The 26212-nt window shown below is 60.3% G+C and carries 22 protein-coding genes, 3 tRNA genes and 1 pseudogene; 5 read left to right on the forward strand and 21 right to left on the reverse strand.

What is annotated here, in order from left to right; genetic code table 11:
- Positions 1 to 35: 35 nt before the first annotated feature.
- The 3 genes from aceE to KSP9073_RS08470 all read right to left on the reverse strand — a co-directional run bounded on the left by aceE (position 36) and on the right by KSP9073_RS08470 (position 4228).
- The gene (gene aceE / locus KSP9073_RS08460) at positions 36 to 2717 is read right to left on the reverse strand and encodes a pyruvate dehydrogenase (acetyl-transferring), homodimeric type (protein ID WP_108842527.1); all 2682 of its coding nucleotides are present in this window, start codon (positions 2715 to 2717) and stop codon (positions 36 to 38) included.
- Positions 2718 to 3153: 436 nt separating this feature from the next.
- Positions 3154 to 3693 (reverse strand): 1,6-anhydro-N-acetylmuramyl-L-alanine amidase AmpD, encoded by a 540-nt coding sequence (gene ampD / locus KSP9073_RS08465; protein WP_108842528.1) that lies wholly within the window; start codon positions 3691 to 3693, stop codon positions 3154 to 3156.
- A 37-nt stretch (positions 3694 to 3730) separates the two neighbouring features.
- Positions 3731 to 4228, reverse strand: coding sequence for a hypothetical protein (locus tag KSP9073_RS08470; protein ID WP_108842529.1), 498 nt, complete (start codon positions 4226 to 4228; stop codon positions 3731 to 3733).
- Between the two features lie 172 nt (positions 4229 to 4400).
- Between KSP9073_RS08470 and tsaA the strand changes: the two genes are divergently transcribed.
- Entirely contained in the window at positions 4401 to 5159 is a 759-nt protein-coding gene (gene tsaA, locus KSP9073_RS08475; RefSeq protein WP_108842530.1) for a tRNA (N6-threonylcarbamoyladenosine(37)-N6)-methyltransferase TrmO, read from the forward strand.
- A gap of 57 nt (positions 5160 to 5216) precedes the next feature.
- Here the strand turns inward: tsaA and purC are convergent, their stop codons facing one another.
- From purC to dapA, 4 genes are all read right to left on the reverse strand, one after another.
- On the reverse strand, positions 5217 to 5942 hold the full coding sequence (gene purC, locus KSP9073_RS08480; protein ID WP_108842805.1) for a phosphoribosylaminoimidazolesuccinocarboxamide synthase: 726 nt from the start codon (positions 5940 to 5942) through the stop codon (positions 5217 to 5219).
- 84 nt (positions 5943 to 6026) lie between these two features.
- A complete protein-coding gene (locus KSP9073_RS08485) occupies positions 6027 to 6788 on the reverse strand; it encodes an MBL fold metallo-hydrolase (protein ID WP_108842531.1) in 762 nt (253 codons plus the stop codon).
- Positions 6788 to 7720 (reverse strand): NlpB/DapX family lipoprotein, encoded by a 933-nt coding sequence (gene bamC / locus KSP9073_RS08490; protein WP_108842532.1) that lies wholly within the window; start codon positions 7718 to 7720, stop codon positions 6788 to 6790. Before bamC ends, KSP9073_RS08485 begins: the two co-directional genes overlap by 1 nt.
- A complete protein-coding gene (gene dapA / locus KSP9073_RS08495) occupies positions 7717 to 8601 on the reverse strand; it encodes a 4-hydroxy-tetrahydrodipicolinate synthase (RefSeq protein ID WP_108842533.1) in 885 nt (294 codons plus the stop codon). The genes bamC and dapA overlap by 4 nt, the downstream gene beginning before the upstream one ends.
- Positions 8602 to 8915: 314 nt before the next feature.
- On the opposite strand from dapA, the gene KSP9073_RS08500 reads away from it, so the two are divergent.
- A complete protein-coding gene (locus tag KSP9073_RS08500; protein ID WP_108842534.1) occupies positions 8916 to 9392 on the forward strand; it encodes a peroxiredoxin in 477 nt (158 codons plus the stop codon).
- A 72-nt stretch (positions 9393 to 9464) separates the two neighbouring features.
- Here the strand turns inward: KSP9073_RS08500 and KSP9073_RS08505 are convergent, their stop codons facing one another.
- Both KSP9073_RS08505 and KSP9073_RS08510 read right to left on the reverse strand, forming a co-directional pair.
- Positions 9465 to 10556: an AI-2E family transporter gene (locus tag KSP9073_RS08505; RefSeq protein ID WP_108842806.1), complete on the reverse strand. Its 1092-nt coding sequence runs from the start codon at positions 10554 to 10556 to the stop codon at positions 9465 to 9467.
- 43 nt (positions 10557 to 10599) lie between these two features.
- Positions 10600 to 10863, reverse strand: a complete 264-nt coding sequence (locus KSP9073_RS08510) for a sulfurtransferase TusA family protein (RefSeq protein WP_341476555.1) — start codon at positions 10861 to 10863, stop codon at positions 10600 to 10602.
- A gap of 137 nt (positions 10864 to 11000) precedes the next feature.
- Here KSP9073_RS08510 and KSP9073_RS08515 point away from each other — a divergent pair, with 137 nt between their 5' ends.
- The gene (locus KSP9073_RS08515) at positions 11001 to 12452 is read left to right on the forward strand and encodes a M48 family metalloprotease (RefSeq protein WP_108842535.1); all 1452 of its coding nucleotides are present in this window, start codon (positions 11001 to 11003) and stop codon (positions 12450 to 12452) included.
- A gap of 76 nt (positions 12453 to 12528) precedes the next feature.
- Here KSP9073_RS08515 and KSP9073_RS08520 read toward each other — a convergent pair.
- The 11 genes and pseudogenes from KSP9073_RS08520 to radD form a co-directional block, all read right to left on the reverse strand.
- A tRNA-Lys gene (locus tag KSP9073_RS08520) sits at positions 12529 to 12603 on the reverse strand.
- Positions 12604 to 12649: 46 nt separating this feature from the next.
- A tRNA-Lys gene (locus KSP9073_RS08525) sits at positions 12650 to 12724 on the reverse strand.
- A gap of 46 nt (positions 12725 to 12770) precedes the next feature.
- Positions 12771 to 12845 (reverse strand) — tRNA-Lys (locus tag KSP9073_RS08530).
- A gap of 391 nt (positions 12846 to 13236) precedes the next feature.
- Positions 13237 to 14073 (reverse strand): annotated as a pseudogene (rluB, locus tag KSP9073_RS08535) (23S rRNA pseudouridine(2605) synthase RluB); the annotation flags it as partial.
- A gap of 8 nt (positions 14074 to 14081) precedes the next feature.
- Positions 14082 to 15059 carry an SMC-Scp complex subunit ScpB gene (gene scpB / locus KSP9073_RS08540; protein WP_108842537.1) on the reverse strand — a complete coding sequence of 326 codons (978 nt, stop codon included), beginning with the start codon at positions 15057 to 15059 and terminating at the stop codon, positions 14082 to 14084.
- On the reverse strand, positions 15056 to 15940 hold the full coding sequence (locus KSP9073_RS08545; RefSeq protein WP_108842538.1) for a segregation and condensation protein A: 885 nt from the start codon (positions 15938 to 15940) through the stop codon (positions 15056 to 15058). The genes scpB and KSP9073_RS08545 overlap by 4 nt, the downstream gene beginning before the upstream one ends.
- Before the next feature lie 114 nt (positions 15941 to 16054).
- A complete protein-coding gene (gene pqqE, locus KSP9073_RS08550) occupies positions 16055 to 17176 on the reverse strand; it encodes a pyrroloquinoline quinone biosynthesis protein PqqE (protein WP_108842539.1) in 1122 nt (373 codons plus the stop codon).
- The gene (gene pqqD / locus KSP9073_RS08555; RefSeq protein WP_108842540.1) at positions 17173 to 17460 is read right to left on the reverse strand and encodes a pyrroloquinoline quinone biosynthesis peptide chaperone PqqD; all 288 of its coding nucleotides are present in this window, start codon (positions 17458 to 17460) and stop codon (positions 17173 to 17175) included. Before pqqD ends, pqqE begins: the two co-directional genes overlap by 4 nt.
- On the reverse strand, positions 17457 to 18239 hold the full coding sequence (gene pqqC, locus KSP9073_RS08560; RefSeq protein ID WP_243409169.1) for a pyrroloquinoline-quinone synthase PqqC: 783 nt from the start codon (positions 18237 to 18239) through the stop codon (positions 17457 to 17459). Before pqqC ends, pqqD begins: the two co-directional genes overlap by 4 nt.
- Complete coding sequence (gene pqqB, locus KSP9073_RS08565; RefSeq protein WP_243409170.1) at positions 18236 to 19165, reverse strand: pyrroloquinoline quinone biosynthesis protein PqqB; 930 nt, start codon at positions 19163 to 19165, stop codon at positions 18236 to 18238. The genes pqqC and pqqB overlap by 4 nt, the downstream gene beginning before the upstream one ends.
- A gap of 205 nt (positions 19166 to 19370) precedes the next feature.
- Entirely contained in the window at positions 19371 to 21185 is a 1815-nt protein-coding gene (gene radD, locus KSP9073_RS08575; RefSeq protein ID WP_108842543.1) for a DNA repair helicase RadD, read from the reverse strand.
- Between the two features lie 86 nt (positions 21186 to 21271).
- Here radD and KSP9073_RS08580 point away from each other — a divergent pair, with 86 nt between their 5' ends.
- Entirely contained in the window at positions 21272 to 21685 is a 414-nt protein-coding gene (locus tag KSP9073_RS08580) for a hypothetical protein (RefSeq protein WP_108842544.1), read from the forward strand.
- A 71-nt stretch (positions 21686 to 21756) separates the two neighbouring features.
- On the forward strand, positions 21757 to 22077 hold the full coding sequence (locus KSP9073_RS08585) for a putative quinol monooxygenase (protein ID WP_108842545.1): 321 nt from the start codon (positions 21757 to 21759) through the stop codon (positions 22075 to 22077).
- A gap of 89 nt (positions 22078 to 22166) precedes the next feature.
- Here the strand turns inward: KSP9073_RS08585 and purL are convergent, their stop codons facing one another.
- Positions 22167 to 26066, reverse strand: a complete 3900-nt coding sequence (purL, locus tag KSP9073_RS08590) for a phosphoribosylformylglycinamidine synthase (RefSeq protein WP_108842546.1) — start codon at positions 26064 to 26066, stop codon at positions 22167 to 22169.
- Between the last annotated feature and the right edge of the window lie 146 nt (positions 26067 to 26212).

Consider the following 26212-nt stretch of genomic DNA (forward strand, 5'->3'; position numbering starts at 1 on the left):
CACTCACCCGGCGGCACTTTTGTGAGACAGGCGCCTCAGCTCACCAGCGGATTGGGTTTGCTGGGGGCGATGTCATATTTTTTCATCGCGTCACTGACAACTTTGGCATCGATCTCGCCACGATTGGCCAGCGCGCGCAGCGCCAGTACGGTGACAAAGTAGCGATCGACTTCGAAGAAACGACGCAGATGCTCACGCGTGTCCGAGCGGCCGAAACCATCGGTGCCCAGAACGTGGAAGTCAGACGGTACCCACGCACGCACCTGATCAGCATAGAGCTTCATGTAGTCCGTGGAGGCAATGACCGGCCCGTCGCGACCTTCCAGACAGCTCGTGACCCACGGCTTTTGCTGCTCGCCTTCAGGGTTGAGGAACTGCTGACGATCATACTCCAACGCTTCGCGACGCAGCTCGTTGAAGCTGGTCACGCTCCAGACATCGGCGGTCACGTTGAAGTCATCACGTAAAAGCTCGGCGGCGGCTTCCACTTCACGCAGGATGGTGCCGCTGCCCAGCAGCTGTACACGAGGCTGCTTCTTGTCGCTCTCGCCTTCCTGAAGCAGATACATGCCACGAATAATGCCTTCCTCGCTGCCTGCCGGCATCTCGGGATGAACATAGTTTTCGTTCATGACCGTCAGGTAGTAGAAGCAGCTTTCGCGGTCCTGATACATGCGCTTGAGACCGTCCTGCATGATGACCGCCAGTTCATGGCCATAGCAGGGGTCGTAGGCACGACAGTTGGGCACCGTAGACATCAGGATATGGCTGTGGCCATCCTGGTGCTGCAGACCTTCACCGTTGATGGTAGTACGTCCGGCAGTACCGCCGACCATGAAGCCACGTGCCTGCAGGTCGCCCGCTGCCCATACCAGATCACCAACGCGCTGATAGCCAAACATCGAGTAATAGATGTAAAACGGCAGCAGCGGTACGTGATGGTTGGCGTAGGATGTTGCCGCGGCGATCCAGGCGGCCATGGAACCGGCCTCGTTGATGCCTTCCTCGAGGATCTGACCCTTTTGATCCTCGCGGTAATACATGATCTGGCCGGTATCCATCGGCTCGTACTTCTGACCTTCCGCCGCATAGATACCGATCTGGCGGAACATGCCTTCCATGCCGAACGTGCGCGCCTCATCGGGAATGATGGGCACCACCTGCTGACCGAACTGCTTGTTTTTCACCAGACCATTGAGCACACGCACAAACGACATGGTAGTGGAGACTTCACGATCGCCTGACCCCTTGGTCTGGGACGCGAACATCTTGTCATCCAGCCCCGGAATCTCGATGGGATCGAAATCGTTTTTGCGTGCTGGCAGGTAGCCACCCAGCTGCTTGCGCCTTTGATGCAGATAGCGCATTTCGGGGCTATCGTCATCCGGCTTGTAATAGGGGATACCCTCTTCAAGCTGCTTGTCGGAAACCGGAATGCCGAAACGGTCACGCATGACCTTGAGGGCATCGGTTTCCATCGACTTGATCTGGTGGGCTTCCATGTCGGCTTCACCGCTGCCGCCGCCCATGCCGTATCCCTTGACGGTGTGCGCCAGTACGACCGTGGGTCGTCCGCCGGCATTGTTCACCGCTTCATGGTAGGCCGCATACATCTTCTGCGGATCATGGCCACCGCGATTGAGGCGATAGATGTCCTCATCAGAGTAGTCCTTGACCATTTCGGTCGTTTCCGGGTACTTGCCGAAGAAGTTCTCGCGGGTATAAGCGCCGCCACGGGCCTTGAAGTTCTGATACTCGCCGTCAACGGCCTCATCCATGCGCTTTTGCATGATGCCCTTGCTGTCCTGCTCGAACAGCGGGTCCCAGAGACCACCCCAGACTACCTTGATGACGTTCCAGCCGGCACCGCGGAACATGCCTTCCAGCTCGTCCATGATGCGACCGTTACCCCGTACCGGGCCGTCCAGACGCTGCAGGTTGCAGTTGATGACAAAAATCAGGTTGTCGAGCTTTTCACGGCTGGCCAGGTTCAGCGCACCGAGCGATTCCGGCTCGTCACATTCGCCATCACCCAAAAAGGCCCAGACCTTGCGATCGCCCATATCTGCAAGCCCACGCGCGTTCATGTACTTCATGACGTGCGCCTGATAGATGGCCTGAATCGGCCCCAGCCCCATCGATACGGTCGGGAACTGCCAGTAGTCCGGCATCAGATAAGGGTGAGGATAGGAAGACAGACCTTCGGTCAGCGCTTCCTGGCGGAAGGTATCGAGCTGCTCTTCGGTCAGACGGCCTTCGAGAAAGGAGCGGGCATAGATACCAGGCGTCACATGACCCTGGATGTAGACCAGGTCGCCCTTTTGCTCATCGCTGTCAGCACGGAAGAAATGGTTGAAACCCACTTCATAAAGCACGGAACAGGACATGTAGCTGGCCAGGTGGCCACCCACTCCCTTGTTTTTCTTGTTGGCGCGAATGACCTGCGCCACGCTGTTCCAGCGGATCGCGGAGCGGATCTTGCGCTCCATGAACATGTCGCCGGGCAGCTTTGCCTCACGATGAACAGGAATGGTATTGCGATGAGGCGTGTTCACGGAGAACGGCGGCAGCTTGCCATCACGGCGCAAGCGATCAGCCAGACGGCTCAGAATATACTGAGCACGCTCCTCACCTTCACGATCCACTACCGATGTCAGGGCTTCCAACCACTCCCTTGTCTCGATCGGATCGTGATCTTCTCTTGCCTCCAGACTCATAGACGTCTCTCCGAATGAAGATAAGTTGTCAGCGGGCCCTTTTGGAGCCTCTGGCGCTTTCAAGGCGGGGGTAGGCACCCGATATTTACAGGGGCCATGGTTTCCGGATACGTCAAACGATGGCATCGGGCGTGCAGTCGCCGGCGCGGATAGCCATAGGGACACTGCAACGGATTCCGACTCCTTAGCCATCAACGAAACAGGCAACACTCGAACATGGGCGCTCTGATTGGACGACGAAGATACCGCAAACATGAAGTCATGCCAATTAACGTCTCCGGACGTGACAGGCAGGGCATGCCTCTGACCGCCCGCACCGGGAAGGCCTTCGCCGATACATGCCCGTTCAGTGCAACAGATGCTATCGGGTATTTTGCCAGAATAGTCACGTCATACTGCATGAGCCAGCGCCCGATAACGCACGCGTTTGACCACGTCAGTCGGCCATGAGCCTTGCGAGATACCGATGATCAAAACTCGGCCCTGGATCGGTCTTTCGAAGGGGCGCCACCTGCTCGTGGGTCACCCTCTCGCAGGCATTGATACCGGGATAGGACGCTTCAAGGGCTTTCAGTACCCGGACCAGGCAGTGGTACTGAGCATGAGTAAAGGGACGTGCATCACCTTCAAGCTCGATGCCGATACTAAAATCATTAAGTGTCTGGCGACCCTGCCAACGGGAGCGACCGGCATGCCAGGCACGCCGGTCGAAGGGTACAAACTGCACGCAACTGCCATCACGGCGAATCAGCAGATGCGCCGAGACCCGAAGCCCGCGGATGGACTGAAAAAAGGGATGTGCGTCCCAGTCCAGTCGATTGGTGAAAAGCGCCTCGACCTCATCCCCGCCGAACTGACCCGGCGGCAGACTGATCGAGTGCAGTACGACCAGCGAAACTTCGCTTAAGGGGCGGGCATCGGCATTGGGGGAATCGACGCGCCGGGATTCATTAAGATAATGCTCAACGATCATCATGCCAGGGGCATCCTGTCAGAGGTCATGAGCCTGATCATCAAGAGCCCTGCGCAGAAGCCTGCAGGGTTGGGGTCGCGTCACAGCGCGCGTGAAAGCCGTGAAGAAAGACTTCCCTGTCCCGCTTTGATAAAAGCCCGATCGGCACAAGTCTGGCCCGGGGCTCCTGCTCAACATGCAGCGTGATGCCGCTGTTGCGAACCTTGTCGACATGGGTAATGTCACGAAAATTGATTGACACCATGCGCGGCTTCCAGGCCGGCCCTCCGATATAGCTCAGGCATTGCGCTTCCAATCTAAAAACGGGCGACAGCCGCCTGCGTACGGCCAGATTGTTGCCGACCAGAAGCCCCCAGGCCATCAGGGCAAGCCCGATGGGCCCGACCGGCCAGAGGCGCTCCGTTTGCCAGGCATGTACCAGCAGGGTAATACCGCCGGCCACCGAGAAGGCAAAGGCCACGCCCAAAAGCGTGGTGTTGATTTTCTTCTCGGTAAAAAGCATCGGCGTGTCAAAAGCCGCGCCGTTGTGATCCGTCATGATGGTTTATCCTTGCTTCAATGCTGCACGCACCTGTCTCAGATCAAGGGTGCCGATGGTCGTTGGACATCAGGGTGGCGTCATTTATCCCGGCCCTGGCCAAACATGCGCGCCGGCCATCCCCCCTTGATGACAGGATGTCGCCGGCACGCCCGAATGGCATAATCAGCCCATGACCACACATGATACGTCTTCTCCCATCAGCGCCACGATGACGCTTGATATCATCGGCACCATCGAAAGCTGCTATCCGGACAAGTTTGGTATCCCACGCCAGCCTGGACTGGCACCGGGTGCCACGGCCATCCTTCGACTCAAGGCGCCGTTTGATCATCCCGACTGCGTGCGCGGACTCGAACAGTTCAGCCACCTCTGGATCAGCTTCATCTTTCATCAAAGCCCCGAACGATGGACACCGCTGATCCGCCCACCACGGCTGGGCGGCAATATCAGAATCGGCGTTTTCGCCTCACGTTCGACCCATCGCCCCAACCGGCTGGGCCTGTCACTGGTTGAACTGGCCGGCATCGAATATACCCCGACGCCCGCACTGATACTGCGAGGCCACGACCTGGTGGACACCACGCCGGTCGTGGATATCAAACCCTATCTGCCCTGGGCCGACAGCGTTGACGATGCCAGAGCCGGTTTTGCACCCGAACCGCCGCCGCTTCTCGAGGTCCGGCTGAGCGATGACTGCCAGCGCACGCTAAATGCGCGTCCTGACGGGGAAAATCTTGCAGCACTGATCCACGAGGTACTGTCACAGGATCCGCGACCGGCCTATCGTCGCCACAAGCCGGATGAGCGAAGCTATGGCGTGAGGCTTCATGATCTGGATGTTCGCTTTCATGTCGAAGCGAACGCGCCTGCCAGCGGCCCTGATCATGACAGCATCATTGTGGTCGACAGACTGGTTCAACTGAGCTGACAGGGCAGCGACGATATCTTGTCGCCGCCCGTATCAACCCTGAGTCGCCAACGCTGATCAGTCGATGGCCTGGTCAAAATCGATGCCGATGCGGCGGCCAACCTCTTCATAGGCCTCGATCACACCCCCCAGCCCCTGGCGGAAGCGGTCCTTGTCCATCTTCTCACGAGTGGTGGCATCCCACAGGCGACAGCCATCGGGCGAAAACTCGTCACCCAGCATCACTTCGCCATTGAACAGACCGAATTCGAGCTTGTAATCCACCAGCAGCAGATTGCCCTTCAAAAAGAGCTTTTGAAGAATGTCGTTGATCCGGAAAGTCAGCTCGCGTGCGCGCATCAGATGTTCACGACGCGCCCAGCCGAAGGTTTCGGCCAGCGACTCATTGATCATCGGGTCGCCCTTCTCGTCATTTTTGAGAAAGAGCTCAAAGGTCGGCGGCTCAAGCGCGATCCCCTCTTCTACCCCCAGACGACGACACAGCCCACCGGCCGCGATGTTTCGCACCACACACTCTACCGGCATCATGGTCAGACGCTTGACCTCACACTCGGTATCCGAGCGCAGCCGTTCAAAATGAACCGGAATACCCGCCGCTTTCAGCGCATCCATGATGAAGGCATTGAAGCGGTTATTGACGCGACCCTTGCGCGCGAGCTGCTCGACCTTCTTGCCGTCAAAGGCACTGGTGTCGTCACGAAACTCAAGGATCAGGCGATCAGGATCATCGGTTTCAAATACGGACTTGGCCTTGCCCGCATAAAGTTCCTGGCGTTTTTCCACGAAAGTCTCCGGCAGGGAATCAGAGGGTGATAGAAAAAAAACGGGCTGACGTTGAGTGCCTGTCATGCCCGCCATGTCGTTGCATCAGCTGACCGACTGCCAGTCAACGGTGCGCCCCTGCTGGGCAATGACCAGCCGCGACTCATCGTTATCCAGCAAGGGCCTTAACGCCTCAAAGGCAAGCTCGGGCAGATTATTCTTCTCTGACAGATGCGACGCAACCAGTCGCTGCAGACGATCAGTGCCCAGCGTCTGCAAAAACTCTGCGGCCTGACGATTGGACAGATGGCCCAGCCTGCCGCTGACGCGACGCTTGAGACTCGGCGGATAGGGCCCGTAGTCCAGCATGCGTGAATCATGATTGCATTCGATAAACAGCGCATCGCACTGGTGATAGCGCTTGATCACATGCGGTGTGACCACGCCCAGATCGGTCAGAAGGCCCAGCCGATGCTCGCCGGCCTGTATCAGGTACTGCACCGGCTCGCGTGCATCATGAGGCACGGTTACCGGCGTAATGTCGAAATCACCGATGCTCAGGGTATCTTCCGGCGTGATCAGCACCACATTGATGGCCGGATCAGGCTTGAGCGACAGCCAGGTCCCGACAGTCAGGTAGACCGTCAGGCCAAACCGGCGCGCCAGGGCAAACACACCGCGAACGTGATCGATGTGCTCATGCGTGACCAGGATACCGGCCAGTGTGGCCGGATCCATGGCAAGGCTCTGCATCCGCCTGATGGCCTCACGTATACCAAAACCACAGTCCACCAGCACTGTGGTACCGGCACTGCTGACCAGCGTGGCATTGCCACGACTGCCGCTCCCCAGCGATGCAAATCGCATCAGCGCAAAATCGAGGCCACACCGTCAAGCAGGTCATGGGCCCTTTGCTGATCGACCGGCTTGCCGGCACTGTCGGTCACACTGACGTAGGTGGCGCTGTCTGACGGCGAGAGATGCAGCAGATACTGCTGCGTTTCATCGCTGCTGCCCCGGAAGGGAATCCAGCTGCCCTCGCCCTTTACCGTATATTCCACGGTAAAGACACGCTCACTGCGATTTTGATCAATCAGACGTCGATTGGGGGTCTCGTAATTGTTTTCCAGCTGCCATGCAAGTTCTGCCCAGGCGCGCGGAAAATCGAGGGCCAGCGCCAGACGCCAGTTGTCATCACGGCTCTCCAGGCGAACCCGGTCATTGCGTGACAGGTTCTGCGCCACCAGAGAGACACCGCTTTGCGGCGCGCTGGAAGACAGATACTGACTGACCTGGCTCAGACAGGCCTCCACGCTATTGCCGCCCTGCTGACAATAGACATCCGTGGTGTTGTTGCGAATCCCCTGACGCACTGACAGCACGCCGCGGTCGGTCGTGATCTGCCCCGTGTTGCCGTCGATATTTTGTACCTGATAGCCGTTGGCATGCACGAATTCCTGAAGCCTTGGCCAGATGGCACCCGGGGCTGCACTGACCACCAGCCAGCGATTGCCATCGGCCTGACGGGGCTCGACAAAGCGGGTATCACGGTCGCTGGTCGACAGGGTCTGCGGACGCGGCGGCTCGTAGCCGTCACGATCCTTGATAAAATCGTTGGAGGCCTGCGGTACCGGCATCGCATCTTGATAGCGCGTCTGGTCACGCGATGCCGGAAGCTCCAGCGGCGATGTCATTTTGGCGTCGGCATACTCGCTGTTACGGTCATGGTAATAGCCGCTGCCACAGCCTCCCATCACGAGCAACAGTGGCGTCACCATCATCCAGCGTGTCTTGCTCATTGATCCATCACTCCGGCCAGCTGCAGCGCCTCGGCTACGGTGGATTGGTATTTTTCGGACAGCCAGGTCAAGGGCAGGCGAATGCCGTTTTCCATCAGACCCATTTGATTGAGCGCCCACTTGACCGGGATCGGGTTAGCCTCGATACCCAGTACCGAATGCAGCGGCATCAGTCGGGTATTGATCTGGTGGGCACGATCGTAGTCGCCACCGGTGGCAGCGCTGCAAAGGTCGTGCATGGCACGCGGCGCCACATTGGCCGATACCGAGATGGCACCATGCCCGCCGGCAAGCATGAATTCGCAGGCTGTCGGATCATCACCGGAGTACAGAGCAAAATCACGCCCCTTGAGACGCTCGATCAGATCCTCGGCACGCTCGAGGTTACCGGTTGCATCCTTGAGGCCAATGATGTTGTCGATCGATGCCAGGCGCTGCGTGGTCTCGTTGTAGAGATCCACACCGGTACGACTGGGCACGTTGTACATGATGACAGGCAGATCGCAGGCCTGTGCCACGGCCTTGAAGTGCTGATACAGCCCTTCCTGGGTCGGACGGTTGTAATAGGGCGTCACCGACAGGCAATAATCGGCACCGACATCCCTTGCATAGCGTGCAAGCTCAACGGCTTCTGCCGTGGCATTGGCGCCGGTACCTGCAATTACGGGAACGCGGCCATTGACCGTTTCAACGACCGTGCGAATCACATCGAAGTGTTCGGCAACGCTCATGGTAGTGGGCTCACCGGTGGTCCCGGCCGCCACGATGGCATCAGTGCCGTGCTCGAGATGCCAGCTTACAAGACGCCTGAGGGCGTCCCAGTCGATGGCCCCATCGGCTTTCATGGGCGTCGCCAGAGCGACCATGCTGCCAGTGATCATCCCGCCAACCTCTTGCTTTGAATTCATTTGAAAGCGGCCCTGTCATGGCCGCCGGTACAGACCTGTGCCGGTATTGTCTGCCTGCAGGGCAGAACACACGGGGTCGGTCATCAGGCTGACGATGGTACTCGGCGCACCCCATGCTGTACAGACGCAGCCAGGCAGGAAAACGCGCCCTCGCCCCGCGAGCGGCTGATTTCACCCTTAGTCTCGGTTATTGTCACGACTCTCGCCTGGCGCCGTACCGCTGGCGCCATCGCCGCTTCAGGATGGCCGAAAACCGGCCATGCGTTTTATCTTCAGGGAGCACTGACATGAGCATCACCATCGGCACGCCCGCCCCGGACATTACACTGGAGGCTACCGGCGAGACAGGCTTCAACCCGTCCGCCTTCAAGGGAGAGCAGGTTGTGCTTTATTTTTACCCAAAGGATGCAACGCCCGGGTGTACAACCGAGGGGCAGGACTTTCGCGACCGCATGGCGGCCTTTGAACAGGCCAATACGCGCGTGTTTGGCGTCTCGCGTGATTCGCTGCGCCGGCATGAAAACTTCAAGGAAAAGCAGGGATTCCCCTTTGAGCTGGTCAGCGACCCGGAGGAAACCCTGTGCAGAGCGTTTGATGTCATCAAGCTCAAGAAACTTTACGGCAAGGAGCATGAAGGTATCGAGCGCAGTACCTTTCTGATCGACCAGGAGGGCAACATTGCAGCGCTCTGGCGCAAGGTCAAGGTGACAGGCCATGTCGACGAGGTACTGGCTGCGGCACAGAATTTGAACGCTGAACGCTGAACGCTGAACGCTGAACGCTGAACGCTGAACGCCAGGCCATGATGACCCTGCACTCCTGCAGGGCCATCGAGGTTATTCGACGGCGGTAGAGCCTTCCTTGCGTAGCGCACTGGCGCCACGCGGCCAGGCAAACATCAGGGATTTGATCAGCGTGGCCAGCGGAATGGCGAAAAAGATGCCCCAGAAGCCCCAGATGCCGCCAAAAAAGAGCACAGCCAGAATGATCGCCACCGGGTGTAGATTGACGACTTCCGAAAACAGCAGAGTGACCAGAACGTTGCCATCCAGCGCCTGAATAATGGCATAGGCCAGCAGCACATAGACAAACTGCTCATCAAACCCGAAGTGGAGCCCGGCCGAAGCGGCCACCGGCAGCGTGGCCGCCGCCGCCCCGATGTAGGGCACCAGCACGGAAAGCCCCACCACGATCCCCAGCAGTACCGCGTAGGGTAATCCCAGCGCCCAGAAGGTAAAAAAGGACACCACGCCCACGATCATGATTTCGATGAACTTGCCACGGATGAAGTTGGCAATCTGAGCGTCCATCTCACACCAGACCCGCGTCATCAAAAGGCGTTTTTTTGGCAGCAGCGACAGAAAAAAGCCGATCAGACGCTCGCGATCCTTGAGCATGAAAAAGACCAGGATTGGCACCAGCACCAGATAAATGATGACGCCGAGCACACCGGCCAGCGAGCTCAGGGACAGGCTGACCACCCGTCGCCCCAGCTGCGTCGCCTCCTGACTGGCCGTATTGATCAGGTGCTGCACCTGGTCGGGCGTCACGATACTGGGATAACGCGCCTGCAGATCGCTTAGAAGCTCCTGACTGCGATACAACACGGCAGGCAGGCCCTGCACCAGACGGGCAAACTGATCCCACACCATCGGAAAAATGATCAGGGCAAAAAAGAGCATCGCCCCGACAAACATCAGAAGCACCAGACAGACGGCAGGCAGTCGTGACAGTCCCAGCCGTTCGAGCCAGCGCACCACGCCCTGCAGCAAAAAGGCAAAGACGAGTGCTGTCAGAAACGGCGCCAGCATGCCACCGAAAAAGATGATGATGGCAAATCCCAACACCAGCAGCGCGCCCAGGGTGACCGCTTCCTCATCCGAGAGGTAGCGCTCCATGAAATGATTCCAGAGCTTTTTAAAGGTCATCAAGTTGTTGTCACCATAAGGGTCCATCCAGCGGGCGCGGGCATCAGCATCCCTTGATCAATACGTAGTGCCAGGTGTCATCATCATGTCGGCGCGCAGCAAGTTGATGTGCCGTATGCGCCACGAAACTTTCAAAATCACGCCATGAGCCGGGATCCGTACAGATAACGTGCAAATGCTGCCCCGCCTTCAATGCTGCCAGCGCCTGACGGGCTTTCAACAGCGGCATCGGACAGTCAAGTCCGCGGGCATCCAGTACATGATCGGCGGCCTGCTCCATCTGCCTGATGTCATCAAGGTTTTCCAACGCTACTGGCTCCTCTGCTGGTTGTAATCGGCACGATTTAAAGGCAACTTGATGTTACCGGCAACCATTGCTGCCTGTTGCAAACAGACAGTCACTTCTGCCCTTTCATGTCTCCATCGCCATCCGGTAAGCATGCCATGTCAAGGCGTACGCGTTTTCGATGCATTATTACAGCTGCCCTGCTGCTTGGCACGGCCACCTCATCGGTGACATCACCGGCCGGTCAGCTCCCTACGCTGGGAGACGCGTCAGGAAGCTACAGCAGTCAGGAAGAGTTTCGTCTTGGACGGGCCTGGCTGCGAGAGTTTCGCGCCCATGTCGGACAATGGCGCGACCCCATTACGCAGGACTATCTCAACTCGCTGATCGCAAGGCTTTTGCCCAACAGCCAGCTTGATGATGTCACCCCCGTGGTCACACTGGTCTCGAGCCGAACGCTGAACGCCTTTGCCGTTCCCGGCGGGGTCATTGGCATCAATACAGGGCTATTTGCCTACGCGCCTGACCAGGACGCGTTTGCCTCGGTCCTTGCCCATGAAATGGGCCATCTGTCCCAGCATCACTTTGCCCGTGAAATGGCGCGCAACGAACGCACCCAGCTGCCCACCATGGCTGCCATGCTGGCCGGCATGGTGCTGGCCGCTGGCGGCGGTGGCAACCTGGGCGTTGCCACCATGGCAGGCACGCAGGCCGCCGCCATGCAGAGCCAGCTGAGCTATTCGCGCCGCTATGAGCAGGAAGCCGACCGGGTCGGTCTGCAGGCCATGGCGCGCTCCAACATGGATCCCATGGCCATGCCGCGCATGTTTGCCACCATGCAACGGCTTTCGAGCATGCAGGGCAACACCCCCCCCGAATTTTTGCTCACTCACCCCATGACCGATTCACGGCTGAGCAACACCACCAGCCTGGCCCAGCAATACCACACCGGCAAGATCAGCGACCCGGGTCCCGAATATGATCTGATCCGGGCCCGTGCCATGCTGGCAATGAACATGAGCGACCCGGGGTTTGTGCGCACCCGACTTGAACAGGACCACGCCCACCCGATTGCCCTGCGCTATCTCGACGCCCTGAATGACAGCGTTAACCAGCGCACCGATCAGGCGCTGGCAGCGTTTGATCAGCTGGCCCGCGAGGCGCCGGAGGTTCTGATGCTGCCGGCCAGTGCCGCCGATGCCGCCCTCGATGCCGGCCGCCGCGAGGACGCCATTCATCGCTGCGAACGCATTTTGCGGCTGACGCCCGACTACTATCCGGCGCAGATCATTCAGGCCGAGGCACAGCTGGGCATTAATCCGGCGACGGCCTTTCGCAGCCTGCGAACGCTGGCCGACACACACGCCGAGGACCCGGATGTCTGGAACCTGCTCAGTGAAGCGGCAGGGCGCAGCAATCGCGACGACTGGGGTCATCTGGCGCTGGCCGAACAGCTTCAGCTCAAGGGCGATATCGACGGTGGACTGGAACAGCTGACGCTGGCAGAGAAGGCGTCCCAGCAAAATGGTGATTATGCCCTGACCAGCCGTATTCGGGAGCGGCGCAAGGATTTTAAACAATATCAGGAGACGCTGGAGAAATTTCGCTAGCCCGGCAGGTTGAGTTCGGTCGACACGCCATGCAAAAACGCCTCACCCCCTTGCAGGGATGAGGCGTTTTCAGAACTGGTGGGTCGTGTAGGATTCGAACCTACGACCAATTGGTTAAAAGCCAACTGCTCTACCACTGAGCTAACGACCCGGAAATCAGGCATACAGCGTGAAGCCCAAAACAATGACGATGCTTGTGGTGGGTCGTGTAGGATTCGAACCTACGACCAATTGGTTAAAAGCCAACTGCTCTACCACTGAGCTAACGACCCGACAATTCTACCGACAATCACAAACATGCCATTATTTCTGTCGAGATGGTGGGTCGTGTAGGATTCGAACCTACGACCAATTGGTTAAAAGCCAACTGCTCTACCACTGAGCTAACGACCCACTCGACGGGCGCAAATACTACTTTGAAAGCCTTCGCGATGCAAGCGCCTATTGCATAACCCTTGCGTTAACGACGCCCACTGCCCTTGCGACCCTGCGGTGCACCCGTGCCGCCCTTCTCATGGCTGCCTCGGCGTTCCTGACCCTTGTCACTCTTGCCAGCCGGACGACGATTGCCTGTCGGGGCGGTAGAGCTCCAGTTTCCAAGGTCGCTGCGCTTTTCGTTGCGCTTCTCGCGGGGCGACATCGGTCGTACTTCATCACGGCGCTCGCTGCGGCGGGGCGCGCTGTCCTGACGCTGAGGCGCACTGTCCTGGTGACGAGACGTACTCTCCTGACGACGAGACGTACTGCCCTGACGAGGCGTGCCTTCCTGAGCATCGCTGCGCGCTGCTTCCGGCGACTTGACGCCCCGTACGGGACGACGCTTGTTCTTGTCGCGGTTCCAGCGATTTTTCTCATCGGGTGTCAGCGCCGGCACCTTGCGCTTTTCAAGCCCGGCAAGCACGGAGAGGTCATCGACTTCCTGCTGGGTAAGCTCGGTCCACTCACCGGCCCTCGCGCGCTTGTCCAGAAAGACGCTGCCGTAACGAACCCGCTTGAGGCGGCTGACCGTCAGCCCCTGAGATTCCCAGAGCCTGCGCACTTCCCGGTTGCGCCCTTCCATGATGACCACATGGAACCAGGTGTTGATGCCTTCGCCACCGAACTCCTGAACGTCGGTAAAGCGTGCCGGCCCGTCTTCCAGCATCACGCCATCGACCATGGCACGCACCTTCTCCATGGTGACTTCGCCCATGACCCGCACGGCGTACTCGCGCTCGATCTGCATCGAGGGATGCATCAATCGATTGGCCAGCTCTCCATCGGTGGTAAACAGCAGCAGACCGCTGGTGTTGATGTCCAGTCGACCGATGGCAATCCAGCGCTCTCCAGACAGGCGCGGCAGATGTTCGAACACGGTGCGACGACCTTCGGGGTCACGACGCGTACAAAGCTCCCCTTCCGGCTTGTTGTACATGATGACGCGACGCGACGATGCCTCACTCGACTTCAGCGTGACCGGACGGCCATCCACGGTCACCCGGGCATCCTCAGAGATGCGATCGCCCAGTTTGGCCGTTTCACCGTTGACATTGATGCGTCCGGCGCCGATGGCGGCTTCCATTTCGCGCCGTGATCCCAGCCCGGCACGGGCCAGTACTTTTTGCAGCTTTTCAGTGTTCATGCGAAGTCTCAATCTTCTGGGTAACTGGTTTGCGTCGATTTCTCATCGGGCCCAGCATCCGGGCCGTCGCGGTCTGCCCTGTCGCGCAGCCGCTCGGCCAGTCGTTGACCGATATCATCAAGACTCGGGCTCTGACGTGAAAGCATCGGCGTCTCAATCGACGAGCGTTCGGATGGCGCCTGCTCGCCTGCGGGCGAATCGGTCAGCGCATCCTCGGTGTTGCTGCTGCCGTCCTCGGCAGCGTCTTCGTTGACAGTGCCGGCGCCGGCACTATCGTCACTGTCAGTCTCTCCCCTGTCCTCACTGCCAGTCTCTTCGCCCTCGGCCCTTTCACCGCCAGCATCGTCTTCACCGTCTTCATTACCTGACAACGCGCCAACGGTGGTCACCGAGGCATCTGACGGGGCTACCGAAGCGGACGTATGTGCATTGGGCGTGAGCTGTTCGAGCCAGTCAACGGTTTCTCCCTCTTTTACCGCACTGATCGGCGGCAGGGCATCCAGCGTACGCAGCCCGAAATCATCAAGAAAGCTTCTGGTGGTGGCATACACCGCCGGACGCCCGGGCACATCACGATGTCCGACCACTCGCACCCAGCCGCGCTCGATCAGGGTACGCATGATCGAGGCACTGACCGAGACCCCTCGCACGTCCTCGATATCGGCGCGCGTAACCGGTTGACGATAGGCAATCAGGGCCAGCGTCTCCAGCAGAGCGCGCGAATAGCGCTGCGGGCGCTCATCCCAGAGTCGTGATACCCAGGGGGAAAGCCCATCGCGCACGCGCAGACGAAACCCGGACGCCGTTTCTTCAAGCACCAGGGCACTCTGTGTCAGTCGCGCGTCCAGCACTGCCAACGCATCCCGCAGCGCCCGACGACCCGGACGCTCATTATCATCGAAGACGACCTCGAGGCGCTCAAGCGTCAGCGGTTCGCCGGCGGCCAGCAACACGCCTTCAAGAATATGATCCAGCGGCGGCGTCATGACATGCCCGCCTGCTCGTCGGTCTCAAACGGCTGCTCGAGGGCGTCCTCCTCGCTGTCGGGCTGCTGCACCCGACCGCGTACGTGAATGGGCGACAGCGGCGCGTTCTGTACGATTTCGATCAATCGCTCCTTGCTGAGTTCCAGAATGGCCATAAAGGTCACCACGATCCCGGCCTTGCCCTCTTCGGGATCAAAGAGCGCTTCAAACGCGGTGAACTGTTCCTCGTTGATGCGCTCAAGAATGGCCATCATCCGCTCGCGGGTCGACAGCACCTCACGGGTGATCTGATGTTCCTGCCTGAAATCGGCACGCTGCATCAGGGCCGACAGAGCGCCCAGAAGCTCTGAAAGCTCGACGTCGGGATGCTGCACGCGAGGCTGAAGCGCTGGCAGGCCGGCTTCGGCCTGATACCAGTCACGTCCCTGACGCGGCAATTCATCAATGGCCTGGGCGGCCAGCTTGATCTGCTCGTACTCCTGCAGTCGCCGCACCAGTGCCGCCGTTGGATCTTCCTCGTCATCCTCCTCGCTGACCCGAGGCGGGCGCGGCAACAGCGTGCGCGACTTGATCTCGGCCAGCATGGCGGCCATCAGCAGGTACTCGGCCGCCAGATCGATACCGCTGACCTTCATGAGCTCGACATATTCGATGTACTGACGGGTGACGGCCGCCACGTTGACGGCCAGAATATCGAGATTCTGACGCCGAATCAGATACAACAACAGATCCAGCGGCCCCTCGAAGGTTTCCAGAAAGACCCGCAGCGCCTCCGGCGGAATATAAAGATCCTCCGGCATCTCATGCAGCGGCTGACCGCCGACCATGACGGCAGGGGCAGCCTCGGGGGTCGGGCTGTGAAGATCACCGGACTGGGTCATGGAATACGACGTGAAGGCTCAAAATGATACGGGGCGTTGCCCAAGTTTATCAGGCCGCCCCGTTTCAAGCATCTGCATCCTGCTTCTCGGGTCAATGGCCCATGGCCGCGTTGCTCAGGCGGGCCGTGCGGTTTTCGCAAAGCGTCGATAGGCAAAGGGTTCGTCACGACCGGCTTCTTCCAGCGTCAGCGTCTGGATATCTTCATGCCAGGGCGAGTGCTGGCATACCGGATCCATCTGGCGAGCGTCACCGGTCATCATCATTGCCTGGCAGCGACAGCCGCCATGATCGATGTCGAGCCGATCACAGCTCTGACACGTCTCGGGCAAAAAGTCGGTCCCGCGAAAGGCATTAAACGCCGGCGAGTGGTACCAGATGTCCGAGAGGCCATGCTCACGAACGTTCCAGAACTCAAGCCCCGGGATCGTTTGTGCCGCGTGGCATGGCAGTCCCAGCCCCGAGGGCGTGACGTTGATCGTTTGCTGGCCCCAGCCATTCATGCAGGGCTTGGGAAAGTGGGCGTAATAGTCCGGCACGACCGAATCGATCGCCAGGCGCCCCTTCAACCGCTCCTTGGCAGCCTCGACCGTTCTCAGCGCCGTCATCACATCTGCCCTTTTGGGCATCAGCGCTCCGCGATTGCGCAGTGCCCAGCCGTAATACTGGGCATGCGCCAGCTCCAGACGCTCGGCGCCAAGCCTGAGCGCCAGTTCGATAAAGTCATCGACCTGATGGATATTGGCCCGGTGCAGCACCACGTTGAGCGTCAGGGGCAGCCCGCGCGCACTCACCTCACCGGCAAAGGCGCACTTTTTGTCGAACGCCCCGCGCATTCCCGAAACATGCTCGGTGACGACATCATCGGCGCCCTGAAAGGAGAGCTGAACGTGATCCAGCCCGGCGGCGTCCAGCGCGGCCAGCCGCTCCGGCGTGATGCTGACGCCGGCGGTAATCAGATTGGAATAGAGGCCTTCCTGGGCACAGGTCTCGACCAGCTCGACCAGATCCGGCCGGGCCGCCGGCTCACCGCCGGAGAGATGCACCTGCAACACGCCCAGTGCCGCCGCTTCGCGCAGCACACGCTGCCAGCCGGCGGTATCCAGCTCGTCACTGCGACGTTCGAGCTCGACCGGGTTGGAACAATAGGGACACTGCAGCGGACAGCGATGGGTCAGCTCGGCCAGCAGTCCCATGGGCGGTGCGGCGGTCGTTTCGACTTGCGGCATATCGCTCATGAGATCACCTCTAGCACGTTACGATCGATCAGGGCATGAAACAGCGCCAGCACGTCATGGCGAATCTGGCGCCGCTCGGCATCATAATCAACGACCAGCACGTCGACGATCTGCGACGTGGTGCGCTCGCCGTCAACGTGGATCATGATCGCATGCGCAATTGCATCAAGCTGAAAGATGCGCTCCGGTGCCAGCAGTACCCAGCCGCCGCGAGCGGCATCCTCGCGCATGCGTACGCCGCGCGGCAGGCGTACCACGGCGTTATCGTCAAGCGTTTTGCTCAAGGCGTGGCTCCTGCAACCAGACCGCTTTTGCCATCCCAGGCGCCCGGGGGGCGATGACCTTCGACATAGCCATGCTGTAGCGCGTCCAGCATCGTCCAGAGCACATCGCACTTGAACACCAGCGCCTCCAGCACGGCCTGCTGTTGATCGGCGCGCAGAGCGTGCTCGCGCACATAGGCCAGCGCCCGCTCGGCATCGTGAGGCGCCTGGGTCAGGCGCGGCCGGAAATAATCCAGCGTTTCCTCGGACACAAAATCGTAGTGCTCGAGCATGCCCGACACACGCGACCCGATGACCTTTGGCGAGAACAGCTCGGTCAACGACGACGCTATCGCCTCCAGCAGCGTGCGATAACGCACGAAATGCGTGTAGGCCTCAACGGCAAAGCGGGTTGCCGGCAGAATCAACCGGGTCGAGCGCACCATCTCGCGCTCAAGCCCCAGCCCGTCAGTGAGCTTCAGCCAGCGCTCGATGCCGCCCTCACCGGGCGCCTCACCATCGTGATCGACCAGTCGGCTGCGCCACTCGCGGCGCCAGTCCGGGTCATCAAGGCGTGCCATCAGGGTGGCATCCTTGATGGGGATCATGGCCTGATAGTAATAGCGATTGAGCGCCCAGGCGCGCACCTGACAGCGATCGAGCTCTCCCCCCTGCAGGGCGAGCTGAAACGGATGGCGATGGTGATAGCGCGCCTCACCAATCTCGCGCAGACGCGCTTCCAGCGCCTCGGCACTCATCGGTTCAGTCACTTCAGTCAACGGTGCCTGGTGCGAACTCACGGTGTGATCTCCATGCCGTCAAAGGCGATCTCCCAACCGGCGTCTTCAGCCTCGCGGCGCTCGGGGCTGTCCTCGATCAAAACGGGGTTGGTGTTATTGATGTGAATAAAGATGCGTCGGTCGATGGCAACGTCGGACAGTACCGTCATGCTGCCGGCCTCTCCTGACATAGACATGTGCCCCATGCGCTGCCCAGTCTTGTGACCGACACCGGCACGGATCATTTCGTCATCGCGCCACAGGGTGCCATCAAAGAGCAGCGCCGCAGCGCCGTCGAGCCGGTCCGCCAGACGCGGCGTGACCGTGGCGCAGCCGGGAATGTAATACAGTCGCTGACCGTCCAGCTCGAACTCGACCCCAACGGTCGATTCGCCCTCGGCACCAATATCCACCTGATCGCCTTCCAGATAGAGCGCGGTCTTGCCAGGCACGGCGAACACGGTGGCCATGAGGCCCGGCAGCAGCTCGATGCGGCTATCAAGCGCCACATCACAGCGCTGGACGCAGTCCGGAGCGAGCACGTTGAAAATCGGATTATCACGCAGCACGCCATGAATCTCGGGCGTGGCATACAGTCGAAACGGGGAGCGTTCGCGCAGGCTCAAAAGCCCCGCCACGTGATCGACGTCACCATTGGTAACCAGAATCGACTGGATCGGCGTATGACGATCATCATTTCTGGGCTGAAGCACTGGTTCACGTTGCAGCTGGGCAAGTACTTCCGGTGCGCAGTTGATCAGCGCCCAGTGTTCGCCATCGACGGATACGGCAATCGAGGACTGTGTCCGGGGGACAACACGTTGGGGTTCGGTGCGGGCAAGGCGGCATACGCTGCAGCGGCAGTTCCATTGAGGCAGGCCGCCACCGGCGGCTGCCCCCAGTACGCGAACGCGCAAACGCCGCGCCCTGTCGTTGTCACTCTTCAATGTCGATTTCAATCTCGGCAGGCAGATAAACACTGGCTTCCATACCAGCACTGATTTCGTTGACTTCGGGGGTGGACCAGCTCATGAAAGGCTCCTTGATCGCAAACGGATCATGAATTAATAGTGAGAATGCGATGGTAATAATGCTGCCGGGCGGCAACGATCCATATCTTAGCAGAATAACGATATTGGATGCTGCCTCTGCTCAGCCTCCATCAGCGCTGTCAGCGCGTCGATAGCGCCCTTCATAATCAAAAAGACGTTCGCGCACCTGCCAGTAGCGCCCCACCTTGCGACCGACCACAAAATTCGGATGCCGCAGGCGCTCGCGCGACGCGATCACCTCCTCGATGGTGGCCGGCTGCCAGTCACTGCCTGGTGCGCGCAGATGCGGCTTCAGCCAGGCATGATAAAAGGCTCGGCGCTGCGCGGGCGTTTCCAGTGCATACCACTCCGACAGCGTGGCGCCGTCCTCATCGACGTAGGTCACCTTCAAACGGGCCAGACCACGACCGTTGACGCTTTCCTCCAGCATCATGCCACTGACCCTGAGCACTCGTGCATCCTTGAGCTTCAGCGCATCACGCAGCTTGTCATCGGCATCGATGAGCTGTTCCTGACAGTGATGGCAGCGCCGGGCGGCGATATCGTTTTGCGCCCCGCACTGCTCGCAGACCTTGTAGCGAAAGCGGAAGTCACACTGCACCTGTTCGCCGCGTTCGTTATCGACCAGCCCCTGGCAGCGCCGGCCGAAGTGCTCGATCACCAGCTCACCATCGCGCTTGCCCCAGAAGATATTGGCAAAACCGCACTCGGGGCACTCGACCTGTACCGGCTCGCTGTCGCTGTCCGGGCGCGGCGCATCGATTTCAGGGCCGAACAGATCCCACGGGTTCCCCGCATAATCCAGCACCAGGCAGTCGCGCTTGTCGGGAGACAGGCGCAGCCCACGCCCGACGATCTGCTGGTAAAGGCCCACCGACTCGGTTGGCCGCAGGATCGCAATCAGATCCACATGCGGGGCATCAAAACCGGTGGTCAGTACCGCCACGTTCACCAGGTATTTCAGCTCACGACTTTTGAAGGCCTCGATCAGCCGCTCTCGCTCGCGCCCGGGGGTGGTACCGGTGACCAGCGCCGCCTGCGCCTCGGGCAGATAGCCCATGATCTCCTCGGCATGCGCGACGGTGGCGGCAAAGATCATCACGCCCTGACGGCCATGGCCCTGAGCCATCACATCCTCGATAATGACCGGCGTTGCCCGATTGCCGCTGACCACCCGGTTAAGATCGGACTCTGCGTACTGCCCTCCAATGCGGGGCGAGAGCTGTGAAAAGTCATAGCGGGCGATGGCAGCATCAATGCGTCGGGGCTCGGCCAGATAGCCCTGTCTGACCATGACGCGCAGGGGCTGCTCGAACACGCAATCGCGGAAAAACGAGGTTTCCGGGCCGCGTACCATGCCGTGATAGTGGCGGTAATAGATGAACCCCTGCCCCAGCCGATAGGGCGTTGCTGTCAGGCCCAGCACCTTGATATCCGACCGGCTCGCCCGCAGATGATCAATCACCCGCTGGTAGCTGCCGGGCGACTGTCGACGTCTGGCGTCCGAGTTGTCATCCACCATGGGCGCGACACGATGGCACTCATCGATGACCAGCAGCGTGAACTGACCATCATCAAACGCATCCAGCGCGTTGATAACGGACTGCACCGAGCCGAAGACCACCTGGCGCTGACTGTCGCGCCGCCCCAGACCGGCGCTGAAGATGTCGGCCTTGAGCCCATAGGCCTCATACTTGGCATGATTTTGTGCCACCAGCTCACGCACATGGGCCAGCACCAGCACCCGCCCGCGGGCGATTCGCGCCAGCTCGGCAATCACGAGGCTCTTGCCGCTGCCAGTGGGCAAAACCACCACGGCCGGGTCGTGACTGCGGCGGAAATGACCGACGACGCGCTCGACGGCCTCCTTTTGATAGGGGCGTAGCTGTGGGGGTGTCGTTAAAGACGCTGACATATCCTTATACTGGTCCTGTAATCCTTGAGTTGCGGGACTGGCTGAATGTTTAAAACCGTCACCTCCGGTGACCAAAGAGGCGCGCGATGCAGGCCAACACACAGATCGAGCACTACATTGAAGGCCTGGGCGCCATGGATTTCCAGGTGGAAGCCATCGATACTCACGCGGCGCGCATCACGCTCGAAAACCTTGAGTTCGTGCTGGTCGTGGCCGAAGACGAACCGGCCTTTTTCCAGCTGATGCTGCCCGGGGTCTGGCAGGCCGATGCCAGCACGGACCGCGCCCAGTTGCTCGACGTTGCCAATGACGTCATGAATGCCATCAAGGCGGCCAAGGTCGTCATCCACGGTGAAGCCGTTCATGTCAGCGTAGAGCAGTTTGTGGCAGGCCCCGAGCAGGGCATCGCGCTGGTGCCAGGGCTTCTGGAGCTTTTGCGAAGCGCCGTGGCAGAGTTTCATGAACGCATGGGCATGGGGCCGGCGCCCAGAGTTCACTGACAAGCAATCGTATTGATGTCACAAGGCCTTGTTGCCGCCCCGAAAATCTCAATGTCTGCAGGAGAATCATGATGAGCACGACCAATGCCAATTTTGTCGTTCTGGCTGAATTCAACATCCGGGAAGGTCAGCGCGATGCGTTTCTGGCGCTGGCCCACAACGACGCCAACGAGTCGCTGGCCAATGAAAGCGGCTGCCATCAGTTTGATGTGCTGGTGCCGGAAGGCGATGACAACACCGTCATTCTTCATGAGGTCTATACCGATCGCGCGGCGTTTAACAAGCACATGGAAATGCCGCACTACAAGCCCTTCAAGGAAGGCACCGACCCGCTGCTGGAAGCGGCACCGACAGTACGCTTTTTGACTCCGGCCGCACGCCCGCAGAACTGAGCTTTTGCTGGCACAAGATGTGCCTGACACACGAAAGGGCCTCGACAAGAGGCCCTTTTTTATCTCCACTCACCGCTTCCAGGCAACGCCTAGCCTACCCACTTCCTTGCGTTGCGGAACATGCGCATCCAGCCACCGGCCTCCTGCCACTCCTGCGGACGCCAGGAGTTGGTCACGGCACGTGCCACACGCTCGGGGTGCGGCATCATGATGGTCACGCGACCATCGCTGCTGGTCAGACCGGTAATCCCGGACGGTGAGCCGTTGGGGTTGGCCGGGTAGCCGGTGGTCACCTCGCCAAGGTTGTCGACGTAGCGCAGTGCGACCGTGCCGCTGGCCTGCGCCTGACGCAGATGGCTGCCGTCGCGGAACTGCGCCTGCCCCTCCCCGTGGGCCACGGCAATCGGCATCCGGGAGCCTGCCATGTCGGCCAAAAAAAGTGATGGTGTGGGCTCGACGCGGACCATGGAGACGCGTGCCTCGTACTGCTCGGACAGGTTGCGCACAAAGCGCGGCCAGTGATCGGCGCCGGGAATCAGAGATTTGAGCTGGGAGAGCATCTGACAGCCGTTGCACACGCCAAGGGCAAAGGTGTCTTCACGTTCGAAAAAGTGTGCAAACTGATCGCGCCCGCGTTCGCTGAAGAGAATCGACTTCGCCCAGCCGCCACCGGCGCCCAGCACGTCCCCATAGGAAAACCCGCCGCAGGCCGCTGCCCCCTGGAAGTCGGCCAGATCCACACGCCCTTCCAGAATATCCGACATGTGAACATCGATGGCCTCGAAACCGGCGTTGGTGAAATTCCACGCCATCTCGAGCTGTCCGTTGACGCCCTGCTCGCGCAGAATCGCTACCCGCGGCGCGGCCCCCTTGTTGATGAAGGGCGCGGCCACGTCGTCATTAACGTCGTAGCTCAGCGAGGCATGCAGCCCCGGATTGCGGGTTTCATCAAGGCCGTCAAATTCCTGGCGGGCGCAGTCGGGATTATCGCGACGGGCCTGCAGCTGATAGCTGGTCTCCGCCCAGGTGCGAAGGGCATGAACTCTGGTGGTCTCGATCAATACGGCGTCATAAAGCGTGACCGAGAAGCGATCATCTCCGGTCGGCGCACCGATGCGATGTACGCATTCGCCAAGACCTGCCGCTGCCAGCGTGGCCAGTACGGCATCAACCTCGTCATGGCGCACCTGAATGACGGCGCCCGGCTCCTCGGCAAAGAGTGCCTCGGTTGCCTGATGGGCATCGCGCACCAGCGCGTCAAGCGTGACGGCCAGACCGCAGTGACCGGCAAAGGCCATTTCGGCCAGCGTGGTCAAAAGCCCGCCGTCGCTGCGGTCATGATAGGCCAGCAGCCGGTTGTCACGATTGAGGGTCTGAATGGCGTTGAAAAAGCCGGCCAGGTCTTCGGGGGCATCAAGGTCCGGCGCGTGGGCACCCAGCTGGCCATAAACCTGCGCCAGGGCCGAACCGCCCAGACGGTTCTTGCCACGACCGAGATCGATCAGGAGAAGCTCGGTCTCTTCACGCGGATCAAGCTGTGGGGTCAGGGTCTTTCGGACATCGCTGACCGGAGCAAAGGCCGAGATAATCAGCGACAGCGGCGCCGTGACCGCCTTATCGCGCTCGCCGTCTCGCCAGGCGGTGCGCATCGACATGGAGTCCTTGCCGACCGGAATGGCAATGCCCAGTGCCGGGCACAGCTCCATGCCTACGGCATGTACTGCGTCATACAGCGCCTGGTTTTCGCCTTCGTGGTCGGCAGCACTCATCCAGTTGGCCGACAGCTTGATATCGCCCAGGGACTCGATGGACGCCGCGGCGATATTGGTAATCGCCTCGGTCACGGCCAGGCGCGCCGAGGCGGCCGGCGAAATCAGCGCGGCAGGCGTACGCTCACCCATCGCCATGGCCTCGCCGGTACAGGTATCAAACGACGCCGTGGTGACGGCGCAGTCCGCCACCGGCACCTGCCAGGGGCCGACCATCTGGTCGCGCACGCTCATGCCACCCACGGTACGATCGCCGATGGTGATCAAAAAGCTTTTGGAGGCCACTGCCGGCAGTTGCAGCACACGGTCCATGGCTTCATTGAGGTCCAGATTGTCCAGCATCAGGGCCGGCTGACTGACCTCACGGCGCTCGAAACTGCGCTGCATTTTCGGCGGCTTGCCGAACAGCACGCTCATGGGCAGATCGATGGGACGGCTTTCAAAGTGCTCGTCGACGACTGCAATCTCATGCGCTTGTGTGGCGTCGCCGACCACGGCAAACGGGCAGCGCTCGCGCGCGCACAGCGATTCGAAAACTTCGATCGATTCCGGCGCCACGGCCAGCACATAGCGTTCCTGCGCCTCGTTGCACCAGATTTCCAGCGGCGTCATGCCGGGTTCGGCACTGGGCACATCGCGCAGATTGAACAGGCCACCACGGCCGCCATCCTTGACCAGTTCCGGCAGCGCATTGGAAAGCCCGCCGGCGCCCACGTCATGGATAAAGCTGATCGGGTTGTCCTCGCCCAGCGCAATGCATCGATCGATGACTTCCTGAGCGCGACGCTCCATCTCGGCGTTGTCGCGCTGTACCGAGGCAAAATCCAGCGCGTCGCTGGTACTGCCGGAGGCCACGGATGAGGCCGCCCCGCCGCCCAGTCCGATCAGCATGGCGGGCCCGCCCATGACAATCAGCTTCGCCCCGATGGCAATCTCGCCCTTGAGCACGTGCTCATCGCGTACGCTGCCATAGCCGCCGGCCAGCATGATGGGCTTGTGATAGCCGCGCCGCTCGACGCCGGCCGGGCCCACCACGTCGTGCTCGTAGGTGCGAAAATAGCCATTGAGTGCCGGGCGGCCAAATTCGTTGTTGAACGCCGCCGCGCCGATTGGCGCCTCGATCATGATGTCGAGCGCACTCTTGATGCGTTCGGGCTTGCCGTAATCGAACGCCTCCCAGGGCTGCAAAAGCTCGGGAATACGCAGATTGGAGACGGTAAAGCCGGTCAGGCCCGCCTTGGGCTTGCCGCCACGGCCTGTGGCACCCTCGTCACGAATCTCGCCGCCGGCGCCTGTCGCCGCGCCCGGATAGGGGGCAATGGCGGTGGGGTGATTGTGCGTTTCAACTTTCATCAGGATATGGATCGGTTCCTGATGGGTAACAAAACGAAAGTCACGACTGTCGGCCAGAAAGCGGCCCGCCACATGGCCACGGATAATGGCGGCGTTATCGCTGTAGGCGGACAGTACGTTGTCCGGCGAACACTTGTGAGTGTTGCGGATCATACCGAACAGGGAGTGTGTGTGCGCCTGACCATCGATGCGCCAGTCAGCGTTGAAGATCTTGTGACGACAGTGCTCGGAATTGGCCTGAGCGAACATCATCAGCTCAACATCGCTGGGATTGCGCCCCAGACCAGTAAAGGACTCGACCAGATAGTCAATTTCGTCCTCAGCCAGCGCCAGGCCCAGCGTGACGTTGGCCTCGACCAGCGCACTGCGCCCGCCCCCCAGAATGTCCACATGGCTTTCAGGCGCCGGCGAATGGCGCTGAAACAGCTTCGCGGCATCGCTTGAATCCACCAGCACGGTCTGCGTCATGCGATCGGCCAGCACCTGTCGAATCGCCTCGACCTCCTCTTTCGAGGGCAGCGCGTCGGTTTCGACAAAATAGGCCACGCCCGCCTCGATGCGACGCACGTCAGTCAGCCCGCAGTTTTGGGCGATGTCGGTGGCCTTGGAAGACCAGGGGGAAACGGTTCCAAAGCGCGGCACAACCAGATACAGCGCGCCTTTCGGCATGGAGTCGGCACGCTCACTGGCCTCCAGCAGCGCACAGAGTCGCTCGAGTACCCCGGGCTCCGGCGCCTGCTCGACGTCCAGAAAATAGCGGTGCATCGCCTGCACACCGGTCACGCCCGGCATGGCCTCACGCAAACGGGCAAGCAGGCGGGCATGACGAAAGGAAGAAAGGGCACTCTGGCCGTGCAGCTCGAGCATGACGAACGAAGCCTCTACTGACTGACAGGAAATGAGGTGTGGTGTGGGAGCGCCATCGAAAGGATCACGCTCCCCGTGTTGAAACAGCGCCAGGCGGCGAGGGCGTCATCATACTGGAAAGCGACTCGCCTGGCGAAGCCCGGAGG

Source organism: Kushneria phyllosphaerae (genome assembly GCF_900312995.1).
Taxonomy (GTDB): Bacteria; Pseudomonadota; Gammaproteobacteria; order Pseudomonadales; family Halomonadaceae; genus Kushneria; species Kushneria phyllosphaerae.

What these genes read in the sequence shown, in the direction of transcription:
- KSP9073_RS08580 (WP_108842544.1), top strand. Translation starts at nt 21,272, where the DNA reads ATGCAGGCCAACACACAGATCGAGCACTACATTGAAGGCCTGGGCGCC.
- ampD (WP_108842528.1), bottom strand. Translation starts at nt 3,693, where the DNA reads ATGATGATCGTTGAGCATTATCTTAATGAATCCCGGCGCGTCGATTCC.
- aceE (WP_108842527.1), bottom strand. Translation starts at nt 2,717, where the DNA reads ATGAGTCTGGAGGCAAGAGAAGATCACGATCCGATCGAGACAAGGGAG.
- KSP9073_RS08515 (WP_108842535.1), top strand. Translation starts at nt 11,001, where the DNA reads ATGTCAAGGCGTACGCGTTTTCGATGCATTATTACAGCTGCCCTGCTG.
- radD (WP_108842543.1), bottom strand. Translation starts at nt 21,185, where the DNA reads ATGTCAGCGTCTTTAACGACACCCCCACAGCTACGCCCCTATCAAAAG.
- bamC (WP_108842532.1), bottom strand. Translation starts at nt 7,720, where the DNA reads ATGAGCAAGACACGCTGGATGATGGTGACGCCACTGTTGCTCGTGATG.
- pqqE (WP_108842539.1), bottom strand. Translation starts at nt 17,176, where the DNA reads ATGAGCGATATGCCGCAAGTCGAAACGACCGCCGCACCGCCCATGGGA.
- dapA (WP_108842533.1), bottom strand. Translation starts at nt 8,601, where the DNA reads ATGATCACTGGCAGCATGGTCGCTCTGGCGACGCCCATGAAAGCCGAT.
- tsaA (WP_108842530.1), top strand. Translation starts at nt 4,401, where the DNA reads ATGACCACACATGATACGTCTTCTCCCATCAGCGCCACGATGACGCTT.
- KSP9073_RS08485 (WP_108842531.1), bottom strand. Translation starts at nt 6,788, where the DNA reads ATGCGATTTGCATCGCTGGGGAGCGGCAGTCGTGGCAATGCCACGCTG.
- KSP9073_RS08585 (WP_108842545.1), top strand. Translation starts at nt 21,757, where the DNA reads ATGAGCACGACCAATGCCAATTTTGTCGTTCTGGCTGAATTCAACATC.
- scpB (WP_108842537.1), bottom strand. Translation starts at nt 15,059, where the DNA reads ATGACGCCGCCGCTGGATCATATTCTTGAAGGCGTGTTGCTGGCCGCC.
- KSP9073_RS08470 (WP_108842529.1), bottom strand. Translation starts at nt 4,228, where the DNA reads ATGACGGATCACAACGGCGCGGCTTTTGACACGCCGATGCTTTTTACC.
- KSP9073_RS08500 (WP_108842534.1), top strand. Translation starts at nt 8,916, where the DNA reads ATGAGCATCACCATCGGCACGCCCGCCCCGGACATTACACTGGAGGCT.
- KSP9073_RS08545 (WP_108842538.1), bottom strand. Translation starts at nt 15,940, where the DNA reads ATGACCCAGTCCGGTGATCTTCACAGCCCGACCCCCGAGGCTGCCCCT.
- purL (WP_108842546.1), bottom strand. Translation starts at nt 26,066, where the DNA reads ATGCTCGAGCTGCACGGCCAGAGTGCCCTTTCTTCCTTTCGTCATGCC.
- KSP9073_RS08505 (WP_108842806.1), bottom strand. Translation starts at nt 10,556, where the DNA reads ATGACCTTTAAAAAGCTCTGGAATCATTTCATGGAGCGCTACCTCTCG.